This window comes from Nocardioides stalactiti (genome assembly GCF_014180715.1).
Lineage (GTDB): Bacteria > Actinomycetota > Actinomycetes > Propionibacteriales > Nocardioidaceae > Nocardioides > Nocardioides stalactiti.
On the sequence record NZ_JACEFC010000108.1, the window covers coordinates 1 to 14,582 of the forward strand.

Genomic DNA, 14,582 nt, shown 5'->3' on the forward strand with positions numbered 1-14,582 from the left:
CCCGGCCGCCGTCGCCGGCCCCCGTCCGCCGCGCTCGGTCGCCCCCGACCTGGTCACCCTCGACCTCGGCTCCCCGTGGATCGACCCCCGCCACCGCGACGGCTGGCGTCGGGCGTGGCGGGAGGTCTCCGCCCTCACCCCGCCTGCGGGCTACCCCGACCCGCGCGGCATCGCCGAGCTCCGGGTCGCGATCGCCGACCGGCTGGCCCGCACCCGTGGACTCGCCGTCGACCCGGACGAGGTGCTGCTGACCGCAGGCACCACCGACGGGCTGCGCCAGCTGCTCCCACACCTCCCGCCCGGACCGGTCGGGGTCGACGACCCCGGCTACCGCGCCGCGGTCGAGACCGTGCGGGCGGCCGGGCGCGCTGTCGTCGACCAGGTGCCGGGCCGCACCCCCGACCTGCGCGGGCTGGCGGCGTCCTACGTCACCCCGGCGCACCAGCACCCCCTCGGCCACGTGATGCCAGCGGCCGACCGGCTCGCGCTGCTGGCGTCGGCGGCCGAGCACGACGCGGTGATCGTGGAGGACGACTACGACTCGGAGTTCCGCTACGACGTCGCCCCGATCCCGGCGCTCGCGTCGCTCGACCGCAGCCGGGTCGCCTATCTCGGGACCGCGTCGAAGTCGGTCGGACCCGGCCTGCGGATCGGCTGGATGGTGCCGCCGCCGGACGCGCTCCGGGCGCTGGTCGCGCACCGTGAACAGACCTACGACATGCCCTCGTGGCCCACCCAACGGGCACTCCTGGCGCTGCTGCGTGAGGGCTGGGTCGACAAGGTGGTCCGCACCGCGCGACGGGTGTACGCCGACCGCGCGCCGCGGGTCGCAGCGACCCTCGCGCCGTACGGGACGCCGGCCGGACCTGCTGCCGGGATGTACGCGACCTGGCTGATGCCGCCGGCCTCGGTGCGGGCGGCTCGCGCCGCGGCCCGGGACGCCGGGTTCGAGGTCGCCCCGATCTCGAACTACTGCCGCTCCGCGCGGCTCAGCGGCCTGGTCGTCGGCTTCGGCGGCGTCACCGACGCCGAGCTGGACCGGGCACTCGCGGCGATCCAGCGGGGCCTGAGGGCCATTGCTCAACCGATTGGTTGACAACGACCCTGAACAAGTGATCTACTCAACCACATGGTTGAACACGAGGACCGGCTGTCACGGGTCTTCGCCGCGCTCGCTGACCCGACCCGGCGCGACCTGGTCGCCCGGCTCGCGGCCGGCTCGCTCGACGGGACGTCCGTGAGCGAGCTCGCGGCGCCGTACGACGTCTCGCTCCAGGCGGTCTCCAAGCACATCGCCGTCCTCGAGGACGCCGGGCTGGTCCGGCGCACCAAGGACGCCCAGCGGCGGCCCGTGCACCTGGACGCGGAGGTCTTCGACCTGATGACGAAGTGGATCGAGCGCTACCGAGCGCAGGCCGAGGAGCGCTACCAGCGCCTGGACGCCCTCCTCGACCGGATGCAGGGCCGCGAGAGCGGCGCCGCGTCCGACGACATCAACGACAACGAGCAGCGAGGAGCAGCAGGATGAGCACGCGGATGAACAGCAGGACCCGACCCGAGGCCGTGATCGAGGCCGACCCCGACATCCCCGTCGTGCGGATCACCCGCGAGTTCGACGCTCCCCCGGCGCTCGTCTATCGCGCCCACGTCGAGCCCGACCTGGTCAAGCAGTGGATGGGGCCACGGTCCATCGACATGGACATCCACGTGTGGGACGTGCGCACCGGCGGCGAGTACCGCTACACGGCGCTGCGCGAGGGTGAGGAGATCGCCCACTTCTACGGCTGCTTCCACCGGGTGTGGGAGAACGAGAAGATCGTGCAGACCTTCGGGTTCGAGGAGATGCCCGACGCGGTCGCCCTCGAGACGTTGGTGCTGGTGGACCTCGGCGACGGCCGCACCCGCCTGGAGATCACCTCGGTCGTCGAGTCCATGGAGGCGCAGGCCGGGATGATGGCGAGCGGCATGGAGGTCGGCATCAACGAGGGCTACGCGACTCTCGACGAGGTCCTCGCCGGCCTGGACGGAGCGGGCGAGTGAGCCTCCCGGACGCCCCCGCCGAGGAGCACCGCAGCATCGCCGGCACCTTCGGCGACCGGGTCCGCGGCGTCGCGGGCAGTGCGGGCGACGGCTGGTCGGCACCGACCCCGGTCGGCGACTGGCAGGCGCGCGACGTCGTACGACACCTGGTGGAGTGGTTCCCGGCGTTCCTCGCCGGCGGCTCCGACATCGAGCTCGCGCCCGGGCCGTCCGTCGACGAGGACCCGGTCGGCGCGTGGGAGCACCACGCGGCCGCGGTGCAGGCGGTGCTCGACGACCCGGCGTCGGCGGACGTCATGTTCGCCCACCCGCGGCTCCCCGCGATGCCACTCCCCCAGGCCGTCTCGCAGTTCTACACGCAGGACGTCTTCATGCACACCTGGGACCTCGCCCGCGCGACCGGCCAGGACGACCGGCTCGACGACGACCGCTGCCGGACGATGTTCCTCGGCATGGAGCCGATGGACGAGATGCTGCGCCAGAGCGGCCAGTACGGCGCCCGCGTCCCCGTCGCCGACGACGCGCCGTGGCAGGACAAGCTCATCGGCTTCATCGGCCGCGACCCGCACTGGCGGGCGTGACCCGGCGACCCTGGGACGCCGACGCCTACACCGAGGCCGCGATGAGGGCCAGGACGACGGCCCCCAGGAGGTAGACGCCCGCTCGGGCGAGGCTGGGCTGGACGCTCGCCTGCGTGCCGAACTGCTCGTGCAGCCTGCGTAGTAATGCGGTGACCCGCTCACCCCTGCTCAGTCCGACTGCCAGCAGGACGAGGCACGGGACGCAGTAGATGACGCCGTACCCGGCCAGGACGAGGAGGGCGGTCGTCGTCGCAAGGTCAGCGGCGACCAGGCGTTCGATGGCGATGAAGTACGGGAAGGCATTGGGGAGATCTGCCGCCGTCATGACGACACCGAGGAAGACCGCAGTGAGCGGCGTGAACCAGGACGGCAGCCCGACAGCGGCGCGCTCACGAACGCGGAGCGACCTGACGGCAGCCACGAGAAGCACGAGCGCTGCCAGACCGAAGGCGCCGCGACGGAGCCAGACGAGCGCGCCGCTGATCGAGGACGCGGCGGCCTCGGCACCCAGGTAGAGCCCGAGGCCGACCATGAAGACGGTCGCGAACGCCCCGAGCACGAACGCCCCGGCCTCGGCGACGGGTCGGCCCCGAGATCCGAGGAGGATGAGCGAGATGGCGACCAGGGTGGCCGGGTTCAACGAGTCGAGTGCGGCCAGGCCGGTCACCGCGGCGAGGAGGGTCCAGGTCATGCCGAGGCCGCGTCGCGAAAGTGGCCGATGAGCCGGTCGACTCGCTCGGGCGCGGGTGGACGGCCGGTCATCAGCGCCTCAGCGAACAGGCCGTCCCCGGTCAGTCGGACGACCTCCGCGAGCACGCTGTCGCCCAGCTCGTCGGCGAGCAGACGTTGCCAGCGTTCGATCGCATCCTCCACTTCTGCGGGCAGGCCGACGCCGCCCGACTCCTGGAGTGCGGCAGTGACGACGAGCACCGCGGCGCGGTCGCTGTCGGTGGGCGTGGAGAGCCGCAGGTAGGTTTCCATCGGCGATCCGTCAGCACTGGCTGCGCTCATCGCGGAGTCGACCTGCTCGAGGGCACGCACCGTGACGGCCCGGTCGAGATCGGACCGGGTGGGGAAGTGGTGCAGGACGCCTTGCTTGGTCAGACCGGTCGCTCGGGCCACCGCCAGGAGCGACGGAAGCCTGCCGTTCTCCAGCGTGAGCCGCTCGACCGCATCGAGGATCTCGTTCCGCTGCACCACGTCCTCAGCCTACCTACCGTCAGGTAGGTCGAGGGTGACTGGGCTGACCCAGTCGCCGCCGGAGCGGGCGGGATTCGCGCCGCCTTCATCGAGATTGCCGAGGCCGTCACCTCCGGCGACGGCCTGAGCACGCGCCTGCCTCTCCGTGTCGGTTCGGCGCTCGGGCCGAGGTCCAGGTCGCGATCGCCGAGTGGATCGCCGACTACAGCGAGTGGCAGGCGGCGTACGGGTGACGTCGTGGGCAACCGTCAGGGTCCTCGACGAGCAGCGCGGTATGAGGAGCCGCACCTCGGGGAAAGGGAAGGGCGCTGTCAGGGCGAGCCCCGATGGTGGCGCGCGGCCCCGGCGATCACCCTCGAGACATGACGTTCGCGGGTCCGGCACCAGTCCCTGAGCCACAGCGCATCCCCGGCATCGATCTGGCCCGCTTCGTCGCGATCGCCGGCATGGTCCTCGTGCACGCCCAGGAGCTGACCGGCGACCAGGCATCCTCGGCCGCTGCGTGGCTGGAGACCCTCCTCGGCGTACCGGCGAACCGCGCGCGGCTGCTGTTCTTCCTCCTCGCGGGCGTGGGGGTCGCGCTGGTCGTCCGGCGAAGGGACGCGGGGACGTCGGTGCTGCTGCGTCGCGCCGTCTTCCTCGCCACCGTCGGCGCACTCCTCGTGCTGATGGGGTGGGGCGACCTCGTCCTGGTCTTCTACGGAGTCCTGTTCGTCCTGGCCGTCCTCCTCGCCAGGCTCAGCAGCCGCCTGCTGCTCGTCGTGGCTCCTGTCGTGGCCGTACCGGGCGTGCTGCGGCTGGCGATCGACCCCGTGGCGGACGACACCCTGACGAACATCCTGCTCGTGCTCGGCGAGATGGTTCCGCTGTTCTGCCTCGGCCTGGCGATCGGTCGTGCGAACCTCGCTGACCGGTCGGTCGTCCGCATGATCGGGCGTTCCGGCGCCTTGCTCGCCGTTCCGGGACTCATCGCCCTCTCCCTGACCAACGGTCTGGACGTGACGGAGGTGGAGGGCCGCATCGAACCGGTCGCAGCACTGACGTCCACCGCTGGGGCGTGCCTCCTCGTCCTAGCCCTGTGCCTGAGCGTGCGTTCGGATCGGGTGGGACGACTCGCGCCCGTCATCGTTGCAGGCGGCATGCCGCTGTCGGCCTACGTGGGACATGCCCTCCTGTTCCCCGCGATCGCCCGCCAGGGCGACCTCGATCTCTACCGGGCGAGCCTGGTCGCCCTCGCGTACCTGCTGACGATGGTGCTGTTCGCCTGGTTCTGGCGACGACGGCGCGGGGCCGGGCCCGTCGAGGCGCTGATGCGTCGTTTCAGTGGCCCTCACCCGCGTCGGCGGTCCGCTCAGCGCGAGGTCGGAGAAGGCAGGCCCCGTCGCCGCGGCCGTCGACCGTGAAGACCCCACGTCGCGAGCGCGCACTCGTCCTCGCTCGCCGCCGGGCGAGGACGTCGCGGCCCTCGTGGGACTGGACCGCCAGTGCGAGGTGGTGCAACGCATCGCTCTCCCGGACCTGGGGCTCCGGTCGCTACCGCTCGGTGGTCGAGAGCTGGCGCCGCACCACCCGCCGCCGCAGGGTAGGTGAGGCAAGCACCTCGTAGCCGGCTGCGAGGAAGACCTTCAGCAGCCCGACCGAGGCCTCGTCCCAGATCGCCGCGGCACCCGGGGCCGGCTCGATCGGATAGCCCTCGAGGACCCGGGCGCCGACCTGCTCGCCGTACTCGACGGTGGCGGCGGCGAGCTCGTAGGTCAGTCCGGACCGACGGTGGCCCTCGCGCACGACGAAACAGGTGACAGACCACACGCCTTCGAGATCGGGATCCATGCGCATCCACGGCTGCTTGCGGCTCCACAGTCGGGGGTAGTTCTCTCGCGGCTCGACCGCAACCCAGCCGGCCGCCACGCCGTCGACGTACCCGATCAGACCGGAGGTCGTCGCAGAGGTGTCTCCGCAGGCCGCCTGCTCGACGAGCGCTGCGTCCCGCTGCTCCTGAGTGGTGTCACGCCAGATCCAGCCGGGCACCTTGAGCGCCTGGCAACGGCACCTGGCGGCGCCGCCGGTGGCGAACACAGCCTCGACGTCCGCGCTCGACGCGTTGTTGGCCGGGAGCCAGCTGAAACCGGACATGGGGGGGACCCTATGCGCCCTGTCGGACACCGACCCGACGGCTCGTCGCGACGGATCCCGGCGCGATGATGTCGGCGCGACCCGCACTGGCGGGCCTGATCAGCCTCCGAAGAGGGCGTTCTTGACCACGGGCTCGTAGTCGTCGGTACCGGCGTAGGTCGCCGTGAACCGCAGCTTCAGCAGGTCGGAACGCAGCAGGACGGCCTGACAGGTGGCGACCCCGTCGTGGCCGGTGGTCCCGGAGCAGACCGGTCGACCGGCGACCGAGAACGTCAGGACCTGGTCGGGGAAGGGCTCGATCCCGACCGTGAAGCTGCTGGTCGCCGCCCAGGTCTTCAGCGTCGCGGAGAAGGTCGCCGGTGTCCTCCCGGGAGTGCCTTTCCGGGCCTTGACCTTCGAGAGCCACGTCTCGACCTTCTCGAGCTGGAACGACTGCGTGGCCCGGGGAGCCGGGAGGTAGTCGCCGTTGCCCGGCTGGTCGGCCCAGACGGTGCACGTCCCGGCACCGCGGAAATTGATCGCCGCGCCCGATCCCCAGGTCGGGTCGTCGCGGAAGACGGCCACGATCGTGCACACGTCGGCGGACACGGGGGCGATCGAGTACTCGATCGGCAGCCCCGAGCTCGCCGTCGCACTCGCGACGTACTGCGGGAAGTAGTGGCTCTTCCCTTCGAACCAGTCCTGGCCGGACGGCGGGGTGGAGGTGAACTCGATCGCCTGGGCCCGGCTCGCCACCGCCTCGGACGCCGAAGGGACCGTCGTCAGCGCGACGCACGTCCCGGCAGCCGCGAGGAGGCCGATCAGCCGACGGTGGACCACGACCGGTCAACGTGTCAGGCCGGGCCGAGGTCACGCCTGCTCGCCGGCGCGGCGGATCGACTGTTCAGAACCAGTCCGGACCCTCGCCGCCGAACGCCTCGACCAGTCGTCGGCCGACGTACGCCGCGTTGGCGCGGTGCACTTCGACCGGCAGTGCCGGCAGGTTCTCCTCCCAGTCGAGCAGCGGTGAGCCGCGGAACTGGAGGACGCGGCGCGGGCGGCCGAGGAAGAACAGGTGGAGGTGGGCACCGCCGTCACCGAACCGGTAGAGCTGGGTGCGCCCGACGCTGGGCAGCTCCTCGACCGCAGCGGCGATCGCGACGACCAACCGGCCCATCTCGCCCGCCAGACCGTCCGGCACCGTCGCCAGGTCGCAGTGCACGAGTGGCTCCAGGAACAGCGAGACCGGGACCTTCGACTCGCTCGCGAGGGCCAGGCGCCAGCGCTCGTTGCGCCAGGCGACACCGCCGACCGGGGGCTGCGCGTCGGGGTCGGTGCACCAGCACTCCTCGGGAACCTCGCCGCGGCGAGGGGGTTCCGCATCGTCCAGCGGCCGGAGCGGCTTGATGCGCAACGAGTCCACCTCGTAGGGGTAGATGTCCCACCCCGGCATCTCCTCGACCGCGACGGTCAGCCGACCCTCGGCGTCGGTCGCCGCTGCGACTCGGGCGTAGTACTCCTCCGGCGTCTCCAGGTCCATGCCGGGGATCATGCCTCGTCGCGTCAACCCGACGGCGGACACGGCGCTGCGGCGCACAGCAGTCGTTCGGAACCCGCTCCGTCGCGGTGGGCCGCGGCTAGGATCACGCCATGGCCAGGGGGAATCGATGGGCCGCTGCCGGTGCCGCTCTCGCGGTGGTCGGCGTCCTGATGTCACCGGTCGCGGCGACGCCCGGAGCGGCCGCGCCCCGGTCACCTGCACCAGCCGAGGCGTCGGCCGCCCTCCCCCCAGCCGAGGCCTCGTCGCAGACCAGCGCGACCCGTCGCGGCGATGGGCTTCAGTCTGCGGCCGAACAGGTGGTCACCACGTTCGACGACGCCGACGTCCGCAAGGGTCTGGGGATCGCACCCCTCCGGACGATCCTCGGCGGCAAGGTCGCGTCACCCGCCAACGTCGCCCGGTACGAGGCGCGCTCGGTGACAGCCCTCGGGAGCCCGAAGACCGCGCTGGCCGGGGCTAGGCACGTCGCGGGTTCCGAGCGGCGAGCCGGTGACGCCCCGCCCCGCTGGACCACATCGGTGCGGTCGAATCAGCCGCTCAAGAACAGGGCGAGACGCACCGCCAGCACCGTTCGGGACGTCATCCGCACCCATCTGGACCAATGCCCGGATCCGGGCTCGCCGACGTCCACCCTCGGCTTCACCTCGGGCGGCCTGGGCGGCTCGCGCACGATCACCACGGTGGAGCGGTCGAGGTACTTCACGCTGGTGACGACCTGGCGCGTGAACGTCGGGATCAACGGCGTCAAGGTGCCGGTCAACGCGGCTGCACGGGTCGCCGGGCAGGCGAACCTTGGCGAGACCTTCATCAAGATCGAGTACGGCATGGTCTTGAAGGACGCCAGCGACACGGTCGTCTCCTATCGCGCCGGCACGGCGGCCGACTACGACCCGGCGACCGGCACTGTCGCCGTCGACGAGTCGTTCGACCCGTACAGCAACGACCCACGACCCAGAGCAATCCGACGGCGAGCCGACCTGCCGCCGCTCGGGCCGTTCGCCGCAGAGGCGCACAACGCCGCGATCAACGACTTCGTCCGCTATCTCCAGAAGCTCGTCCTGGCGGGCAGCATCAAGGCGGAGAAGGGCTGGCGAACTCCCAACCGGTGCGCCGTCCTCAACCTCTCCTCGAGCTTCCCCCAGTCACGGGAGAACGCGACCGAGCCGGTGAAGGGCAAGGTCAAGGCGTCGAGCAACACGGTCTCCAACTTCCCCGAGGTCAACTACCTCGGCGGCGCCAGCGGCTACGCGACCATCAAGGCGACGGTGGCGAACGGCGTGAAGACGACGACCGTGGGCAGCTATCCGTTGGCGCCGGGCGAGGTCTGGTACGACGCGAAGATGCCGGCGACCCAGTGGAACGCCGAGAACCGGCCCACCGTCACCATCACCTTCACCTCCAAGGGCGGCATCGGGCAGCGCTCCTTCTCGTGGGACTACGACCCGACCGTGCGCTTCGACGTCGAGATCACCGGCACCCAGACGACGACCTGGGACTACGACTACGCCGAGGTCAGCGACGGGCACTGCGCCTCCACCGACGACTGGCAGGGCTATCGCACGGTCACCTTCCAGGGCTCCGGCAAGATCCCGGAGAAGGGGATCAACGGGGGCATCTTCATCCCGCCGAGCAACTTCTCGGGCGGCGTCGCGGCCGACGGGACCGTCGATCACCGGGCGACGAGGACGACGACGTACCGGAGCATCGACAACCCGTGCCCGGCGGACAAGGCGGCGGACACCAGCGGCTGCGGGAGCAGGCCCGTGCCTGGCGACGGCGTCGTGGCCTCGCTGGTCCTCAACGGCGACCTGCTGGACGTCTACTTCGCACACGTCCCGGGGCGCGGCGACACCTGTCCCGACGGCCCCAACCGCAACGCTGCCAACTTCGGCGACTGGTTGTACGTGCAGATCCCGCTGGACCACACGTCGTTGGCTGATCCCGACGTCGACCAGATCTCGATCAGCGGCACGACGACCGACAACGAGGACTCCGCGCCCGGCAACAATCCCAGCTGGATCTATCGCAACAAGCTGGACGTGACCTTGACGTTCACCCGCCGCTGATCGTCGGTTCCCGGATCACGCCACCGGCCGTGCGAACCAGATGGTGCGGTGGGTCCACTCACTGGGGCCGGTCCGCTCACCGCTGCAGACGATGATCGCCAACCTCGGCCGGCCGTCGTCCTCGTAGTAGTCGGGGAACGGGAGGGTGGCCAGGATCTCGATGCGGTCGGTCACGCGGTAGCAGAGGAGCGCGCCGCGGTCGCCGGACACCCTGATCTCGTCGCCTCGATCCAGGCCGGCCAGCAGCCCGTTGCCCACCGCCGCGGCCGGCACGTCTGCCCCACCTGGCCAGGTGTGGGTGTTGAGCAGGACGTTGCCGCGCTTGCTCCCCGGCCGGATCCCGCCGAGGTCCCACGCGAAGTCGGACCTGTTGCCGAACGGCAGCACCCCGGTCACGCCACGGCTGTCGCGGGGCACGCCGATCACGTCGGCGCCCTCGACGACGCCCTCGACGGTGAGCTCCTCGGGGATGAACGGCTTGCGCGGTGGCCGGTCGCACGGCCCCGGCACCGGGTCGAGCGGCGGCGAGGACACCGTCGGCGTCGGCGCCGGCGCCGCTGGCTGCCTGGTCTCGGCCGCACGGTCCGGCTCCTCCTCGGGCCGCAGCCACCACACCAGCAGCGCGCCGATGACCGCGACCAGCACGACGCCGGCCGCGAACCGGGACCGACGGCTGCGCACGACACTCATTGTCCCCGGTCGTCGGCTGTGCGTCTCGTCCTCGCCAGGTCGTCCCGTGCCCTACAAGGACTTGAGGTGCGCCACGAACATCGGGTTCGTCAGCGCCCACGGGCCGCGCGCGGCCCGGACCAGGTCCACGGCCTCGGAGACCGGGTGGCCGAGCTCGACCAGGGTGCGGGCCACGACCAGGCCGGAGCGGTTCAGGCCGCCGGAGCAGCGGACCAGGACGCGGCGGTCCTCGCGCACAGCCGCGGCGACGACCGTCGCCAGCTCCTGGAGACGTTCGGCGACGAGGGTGTCGACCACGGCATCGGCGATGCGGAAGACGTGGTGCTCCACCCCCTCGTCGGGCCCGTAGCCCCCGCGGTCGACCAGGCTGACGACCAGGTCGAACTGGTCGGTGACGACGCATGCGAAGCGGCGATGGGAACGGACGTCGTGCCCGCCCTGCCACAGTCCGGGGACGACCTCGTTCCACGGGTCGTCACACAAGGGCATGCGGGTGGCGCGGCCGCTTCCGTGGCACGCCGCGCAGTCCGGCATGGCATCCGGTTCGGCGTAGCAGGCATGGCAGAGCACGGCCCGCATCGTGCCACGGACCGCGACCGGGTCACTCCACGAGGCGGGCGGGCGTGATCGTCACCGGGTAGGGCCGCGTGGCCGTCCAGGTCTCCTCGGCCCCGACGTCGGCGACCTCGACGTAGTCCTCGCCCCGCAGCTCCCACACGATGAGGCGCGGCTCGCGCGGGTCGACCACCCAGTACGACGGGATCGCGGCCCTGCGGTAGCGGTCGAACTTCACGTTGAGGTCGGTGATCGCGTTGCTGGGCGACAGCACCTCGACCGCGAGCAACGGCGGGACCGGCAGACGCTTGTCGTCGTAGTCGGCCTTGGGCGCGACGAGGACGTCCGGGACGACCCAGGTGCGTCGACCGAGGATGACATCGAAGGGCGCCCCCATCGCCCAGATGTCGTCAGGTGCCGCAGCGTTGAGCAGTTGCCACAGGTTGTACACCGCACGCTGGTGTCGGGTGGCCGGGGACGGACTCACGAGCAGCACCCCGTCGATGAGCTCGTAGCGGTTGCCGTCATCGGGCATCGACTCGATGTCGTCGATCGTCAGACCATGACCGCGCTGCAACGTCGTCATGACACTCATCGTGCCTCATCTCCTTTACTTTCGTCATGCCCCGCAGCGTCCGCCGCGCGCGGGTGAACCTCAACCGTCGATCCACAGGTCCGGTGTCGGCGCGGTGTCGGTGCGGTGCGCAAGGATGGGGCGGTGCCTGAGACCCCCGATGCGCTGAGCCGGTTCAGCGAGCCGACCCGGACCTGGTTCCGGGCCGCGTTCGCCGAGCCGACGGCGGCGCAGGACGGGGCGTGGGCGTCGATCGCCAGCGGCAAGCACACGCTCGTGGTCGCACCGACGGGGTCCGGCAAGACCCTCAGCGCGTTCCTGGCCTCGATCGACCGGCTCCTCACCACACCTGTCCCCGACGACCGCACCCGCCGCACACGGGTGCTCTACATCTCGCCGCTCAAGGCGCTCGCGGTCGACGTGGAGCGCAACCTGCGGGCGCCGCTCGCCGGGATCCGCCACACCGCGGACCGGCTCTCCCCCGGCGGCCCCGGCCTCCCCGACCTCCGGGTCGGGATCCGGTCGGGCGACACCCCGGCCAACGAGCGCCGGACCCTCACGACCCGTCCGCCCGACATCCTCATCACCACGCCCGAGTCGCTGTTCCTCATGCTCACCAGTCGCGCCCGCGAGTCGCTCCAGGGCGTCGAGACGGTCATCGTCGACGAGGTCCACGCGGTCGCCGGGACCAAGCGCGGTGCCCACCTCGCCCTCACCCTCGAACGGCTCGACGCGCTGCTCCCCCAGCCCGCCCAGCGGGTCGGCCTGTCGGCGACGGTCCGCCCCACCGAGGAGGTCGCGCGGTTCCTCGGGGGCCGGGCCCCGGTCGAGATCGTGGCCCCGCCGGCGCACAAGCAGTGGGACCTCCAGGTCGTCGTCCCGGTCGAGGACATGACCGAGCCCGACGGCGGCCGCCCCGAGGTCGAGGAGTACGACGACCTCGGCGAGAGCGTCGGCCGGCGCAGCAACAGCATCTGGCCCCATGTGGAGCAGCGGGTCGCCCAGCTCATCGGCGAGCACCGTTCCACCATCGTGTTCGCCAACTCGCGGCGCACGGCCGAGCGACTCACGGCCCGGCTCAACGAGATCGCGACCGGAGAGAGCGCGGACGGAGTGGCGCCCCCGGCCCAGATCCTCGCCCAGTCCGGTGCCGCCGCCGGCGCTGCCCCGCTGCTCGCCAAGGCCCACCACGGCTCGGTCTCCAAGGAGCAGCGCGCCCAGATCGAGGACGACCTCAAGGCCGGCCGGCTCCCCGCGGTCGTCGCCACCAGCAGCCTCGAGCTCGGCATCGACATGGGTGCGGTCGACCAGGTCCTCCAGATCGCGTCCCCGCCGAGCGTCGCGAGCGCGCTCCAGCGCGTCGGACGGGCGGGCCACCAGGTCGGCGAGACCTCCAAGGGCGTGTTCTTCCCCCAGCACCGCGGCGATCTGGCCCCGGCGGCGGTCTCAGTCGCGCGGATGCGGACCGGCGGCATCGAGGCCCTCCGCGTCCCGGCCAACCCGCTGGACGTCCTCGCCCAGCAGGTCGTGGCGGCCACCGCCCTCGACGAGTGGGACGTCGACGAGCTCTATGACGTGGTCCGCCGCGCGGCGTCCTACGACCGGCTGCCTCGTTCGGCCTACGAAGCCGTCCTCGACCTGCTCGCGGGGCGCTACCCGAGCGACGAGTTCGCCGAGCTGCGCCCGCGGATCACCTGGGACCGGGTCACGGGGCGGCTCGCCGGTCGGCCGGGCGCCCAGCGACTGGCCGTCACCAGCGGCGGCACGATCCCCGACCGCGGCCTCTACGGGGTCTTCCTCGTCGGAGGGGACGGACCGGGCCGCCGGGTCGGCGAGCTCGACGAGGAGATGGTCTACGAGAGTCGAGTCGGCGACGTCTTCGCGCTCGGGGCAACCAGCTGGCGGATCGAGGACATCACCCACGACCGGGTGCTCGTCTCGCCCGCCCCCGGCGTCCCTGGCCGACTCCCGTTCTGGAAGGGCGACACCCTCGGCCGGCCGGCCGAGCTGGGTGAGGCGGTCGGCGCGTTCACCCGCGAGCTCGCCGCGCTGCCGGAGGCCAAGGCCCTCGCCCGCGCCGCCGCCGAGGGGCTCGACGACAACGCGGCGTCCAACCTCGTCGGCTACGTCCGCGAGCAGGTCGAGGCGACCCGGCTGCTCCCGAGCGACACCACCCTCCTCGTCGAACGTTTCCGTGACGAGCTCGGCGACTGGCGGCTGGTCCTCCACTCGCCCTACGGCACGGCCGTCCACGCGCCCTGGGCGCTCGCGATCAACGCTCGTCTCCGCGAGCGCTACGGCCTCGCCGGCCAGGGCAGCCAGGCGATGGCCTCCGACGACGGCATCGTCATCCGGATCCCCGACAGCGACGCCGAACCACCCACGGCGGACCTGGTCGCCTTCGAGCCCGACGAGATCGAGGGGATCGTCACCCGCGAGGTCGGCGGTTCGGCGCTGTTCGCGAGCCGGTTCCGCGAGTGCGCGGGGCGGGCGCTGCTGCTGCCGCGCCGCGACCCCGGGCGGCGCAGCCCGTTGTGGCAGCAGCGGCAGCGCGCCGCCGCCCTGCTCGAGGTCGCCGCCCGCTACCCGTCGTTCCCGATCGTCCTCGAGACGGTGCGTGAGGTCCTCAACGACGTCTACGACCTCCCGGCCCTCACCACGCTGCTGTCGCGGGTGCAGCGCCGCGAGGTCACTGTCACCGACATCGAGACCTCGACCCCGTCGCCCTACGCCCGCACGCTGCTGTTCGGCTACGTCGCCCAGTTCGTCTACGAGGGCGACTCCCCCATCGCCGAGCGCCGGGCGGCCGCGCTCGCCCTCGACCAGGGCCTGCTCGCCGAGCTGCTCGGTCGGGCCGAGCTCCGTGAGCTGCTCGACCCCGACGTCCTCGCCGAGGTCGAGGCCGAGCTCCAGCGCGTGGCCCCCGACCGACGGGCGCGCGACGCCGAGGGCGTCGTCGACCTGGTCCGCCTGCTCGGCCCGTTGACCCTCGACGAGGCCGTCGCCCGCACGGTGCCCGACGCAGCGGTCGCCGACTGGCTGGCCGACCTCACCGCCGCGCGCCGCCTGGTGCCGGTGCGGATGCCGTACGGCGACGCCTGGGCCGTCGTCGAGGACGTCGCCCGCCTGCGCGACGGGCTCGGGATCCCTGTCCCGCCCGGGACGCCCGCGACCTTCACCGAGCCCGTCGACGACCCGCTGGC

General features: G+C 72.1%; 15 protein-coding genes. 7 read left to right on the forward strand and 8 right to left on the reverse strand.

Annotation, left to right across the window (positions count from 1 at the left end):
• From H0487_RS17890 to H0487_RS17905, 4 genes are all read left to right on the forward strand, one after another.
• The coding region (locus tag H0487_RS17890; RefSeq protein ID WP_183095592.1) for an aminotransferase-like domain-containing protein at positions 1-1,096 on the forward strand (1,096 nt) is incomplete at its 5' end.
• A gap of 33 nt (positions 1,097-1,129) precedes the next feature.
• Positions 1,130-1,528: an ArsR/SmtB family transcription factor gene (locus H0487_RS17895; RefSeq protein WP_183095593.1), complete on the forward strand. Its 399-nt coding sequence runs from the start codon at positions 1,130-1,132 to the stop codon at positions 1,526-1,528.
• Positions 1,525-2,040 carry an SRPBCC family protein gene (locus H0487_RS17900; protein WP_246383815.1) on the forward strand — a complete coding sequence of 172 codons (516 nt, stop codon included), beginning with the start codon at positions 1,525-1,527 and terminating at the stop codon, positions 2,038-2,040. Before H0487_RS17895 ends, H0487_RS17900 begins: the two co-directional genes overlap by 4 nt.
• Positions 2,037-2,621 (forward strand): TIGR03086 family metal-binding protein, encoded by a 585-nt coding sequence (locus H0487_RS17905; protein WP_183095594.1) that lies wholly within the window; start codon positions 2,037-2,039, stop codon positions 2,619-2,621. Before H0487_RS17900 ends, H0487_RS17905 begins: the two co-directional genes overlap by 4 nt.
• 25 nt (positions 2,622-2,646) lie before the next feature.
• Here the strand turns inward: H0487_RS17905 and H0487_RS17910 are convergent, their stop codons facing one another.
• Entirely contained in the window at positions 2,647-3,312 is a 666-nt protein-coding gene (locus tag H0487_RS17910; RefSeq protein ID WP_183095595.1) for a GAP family protein, read from the reverse strand.
• The gene (locus H0487_RS24375; protein ID WP_183095596.1) at positions 3,309-3,821 is read right to left on the reverse strand and encodes a TetR/AcrR family transcriptional regulator; all 513 of its coding nucleotides are present in this window, start codon (positions 3,819-3,821) and stop codon (positions 3,309-3,311) included. The genes H0487_RS17910 and H0487_RS24375 overlap by 4 nt, the downstream gene beginning before the upstream one ends.
• 362 nt (positions 3,822-4,183) lie before the next feature.
• Between H0487_RS24375 and H0487_RS17920 the strand changes: the two genes are divergently transcribed.
• A complete protein-coding gene (locus H0487_RS17920) occupies positions 4,184-5,224 on the forward strand; it encodes a DUF418 domain-containing protein (RefSeq protein ID WP_183095597.1) in 1,041 nt (346 codons plus the stop codon).
• A gap of 130 nt (positions 5,225-5,354) precedes the next feature.
• Here the strand turns inward: H0487_RS17920 and H0487_RS17925 are convergent, their stop codons facing one another.
• The 3 genes from H0487_RS17925 to H0487_RS17935 all read right to left on the reverse strand — a co-directional run bounded on the left by H0487_RS17925 (position 5,355) and on the right by H0487_RS17935 (position 7,473).
• Positions 5,355-5,954, reverse strand: coding sequence for a GNAT family N-acetyltransferase (locus H0487_RS17925; protein WP_183095598.1), 600 nt, complete (start codon positions 5,952-5,954; stop codon positions 5,355-5,357).
• Positions 5,955-6,053: 99 nt separating this feature from the next.
• Entirely contained in the window at positions 6,054-6,773 is a 720-nt protein-coding gene (locus H0487_RS17930; RefSeq protein WP_183095599.1) for a hypothetical protein, read from the reverse strand.
• Between the two features lie 64 nt (positions 6,774-6,837).
• Positions 6,838-7,473 (reverse strand): hypothetical protein, encoded by a 636-nt coding sequence (locus tag H0487_RS17935; protein WP_183095600.1) that lies wholly within the window; start codon positions 7,471-7,473, stop codon positions 6,838-6,840.
• Between the two features lie 110 nt (positions 7,474-7,583).
• On the opposite strand from H0487_RS17935, the gene H0487_RS17940 reads away from it, so the two are divergent.
• Positions 7,584-9,560 carry a hypothetical protein gene (locus H0487_RS17940; RefSeq protein WP_183095601.1) on the forward strand — a complete coding sequence of 659 codons (1,977 nt, stop codon included), beginning with the start codon at positions 7,584-7,586 and terminating at the stop codon, positions 9,558-9,560.
• A 15-nt stretch (positions 9,561-9,575) separates the two neighbouring features.
• On the opposite strand, the gene H0487_RS17945 is transcribed toward H0487_RS17940, so the two are convergent.
• From H0487_RS17945 to H0487_RS17955, 3 genes are all read right to left on the reverse strand, one after another.
• Positions 9,576-10,241, reverse strand: a complete 666-nt coding sequence (locus H0487_RS17945) for a class F sortase (RefSeq protein WP_183095602.1) — start codon at positions 10,239-10,241, stop codon at positions 9,576-9,578.
• A gap of 60 nt (positions 10,242-10,301) precedes the next feature.
• Complete coding sequence (locus H0487_RS17950) at positions 10,302-10,739, reverse strand: protein-tyrosine phosphatase family protein (RefSeq protein WP_183095603.1); 438 nt, start codon at positions 10,737-10,739, stop codon at positions 10,302-10,304.
• Positions 10,740-10,851: 112 nt separating this feature from the next.
• Complete coding sequence (locus H0487_RS17955; RefSeq protein WP_246383816.1) at positions 10,852-11,391, reverse strand: Uma2 family endonuclease; 540 nt, start codon at positions 11,389-11,391, stop codon at positions 10,852-10,854.
• A gap of 132 nt (positions 11,392-11,523) precedes the next feature.
• Here H0487_RS17955 and H0487_RS17960 point away from each other — a divergent pair.
• Positions 11,524-14,582 (forward strand): DEAD/DEAH box helicase (locus H0487_RS17960; protein ID WP_183095605.1); only part of this gene is annotated, 3,059 nt, incomplete at its 3' end.

Coding starts and splice junctions, on each gene's coding strand:
- H0487_RS17895 (WP_183095593.1), top strand. CDS start 1,130: ATGGTTGAACACGAGGACCGGCTGTCACGGGTCTTCGCCGCGCTCGCT.
- H0487_RS17900 (WP_246383815.1), top strand. CDS start 1,525: ATGAGCACGCGGATGAACAGCAGGACCCGACCCGAGGCCGTGATCGAG.
- H0487_RS17910 (WP_183095595.1), bottom strand. CDS start 3,312: ATGACCTGGACCCTCCTCGCCGCGGTGACCGGCCTGGCCGCACTCGAC.
- H0487_RS17920 (WP_183095597.1), top strand. CDS start 4,184: ATGACGTTCGCGGGTCCGGCACCAGTCCCTGAGCCACAGCGCATCCCC.
- H0487_RS17925 (WP_183095598.1), bottom strand. CDS start 5,954: ATGTCCGGTTTCAGCTGGCTCCCGGCCAACAACGCGTCGAGCGCGGAC.
- H0487_RS17935 (WP_183095600.1), bottom strand. CDS start 7,473: ATGGACCTGGAGACGCCGGAGGAGTACTACGCCCGAGTCGCAGCGGCG.
- H0487_RS17940 (WP_183095601.1), top strand. CDS start 7,584: ATGGCCAGGGGGAATCGATGGGCCGCTGCCGGTGCCGCTCTCGCGGTG.
- H0487_RS17950 (WP_183095603.1), bottom strand. CDS start 10,739: ATGCCCTTGTGTGACGACCCGTGGAACGAGGTCGTCCCCGGACTGTGG.
- H0487_RS17955 (WP_246383816.1), bottom strand. CDS start 11,391: ATGACGACGTTGCAGCGCGGTCATGGTCTGACGATCGACGACATCGAG.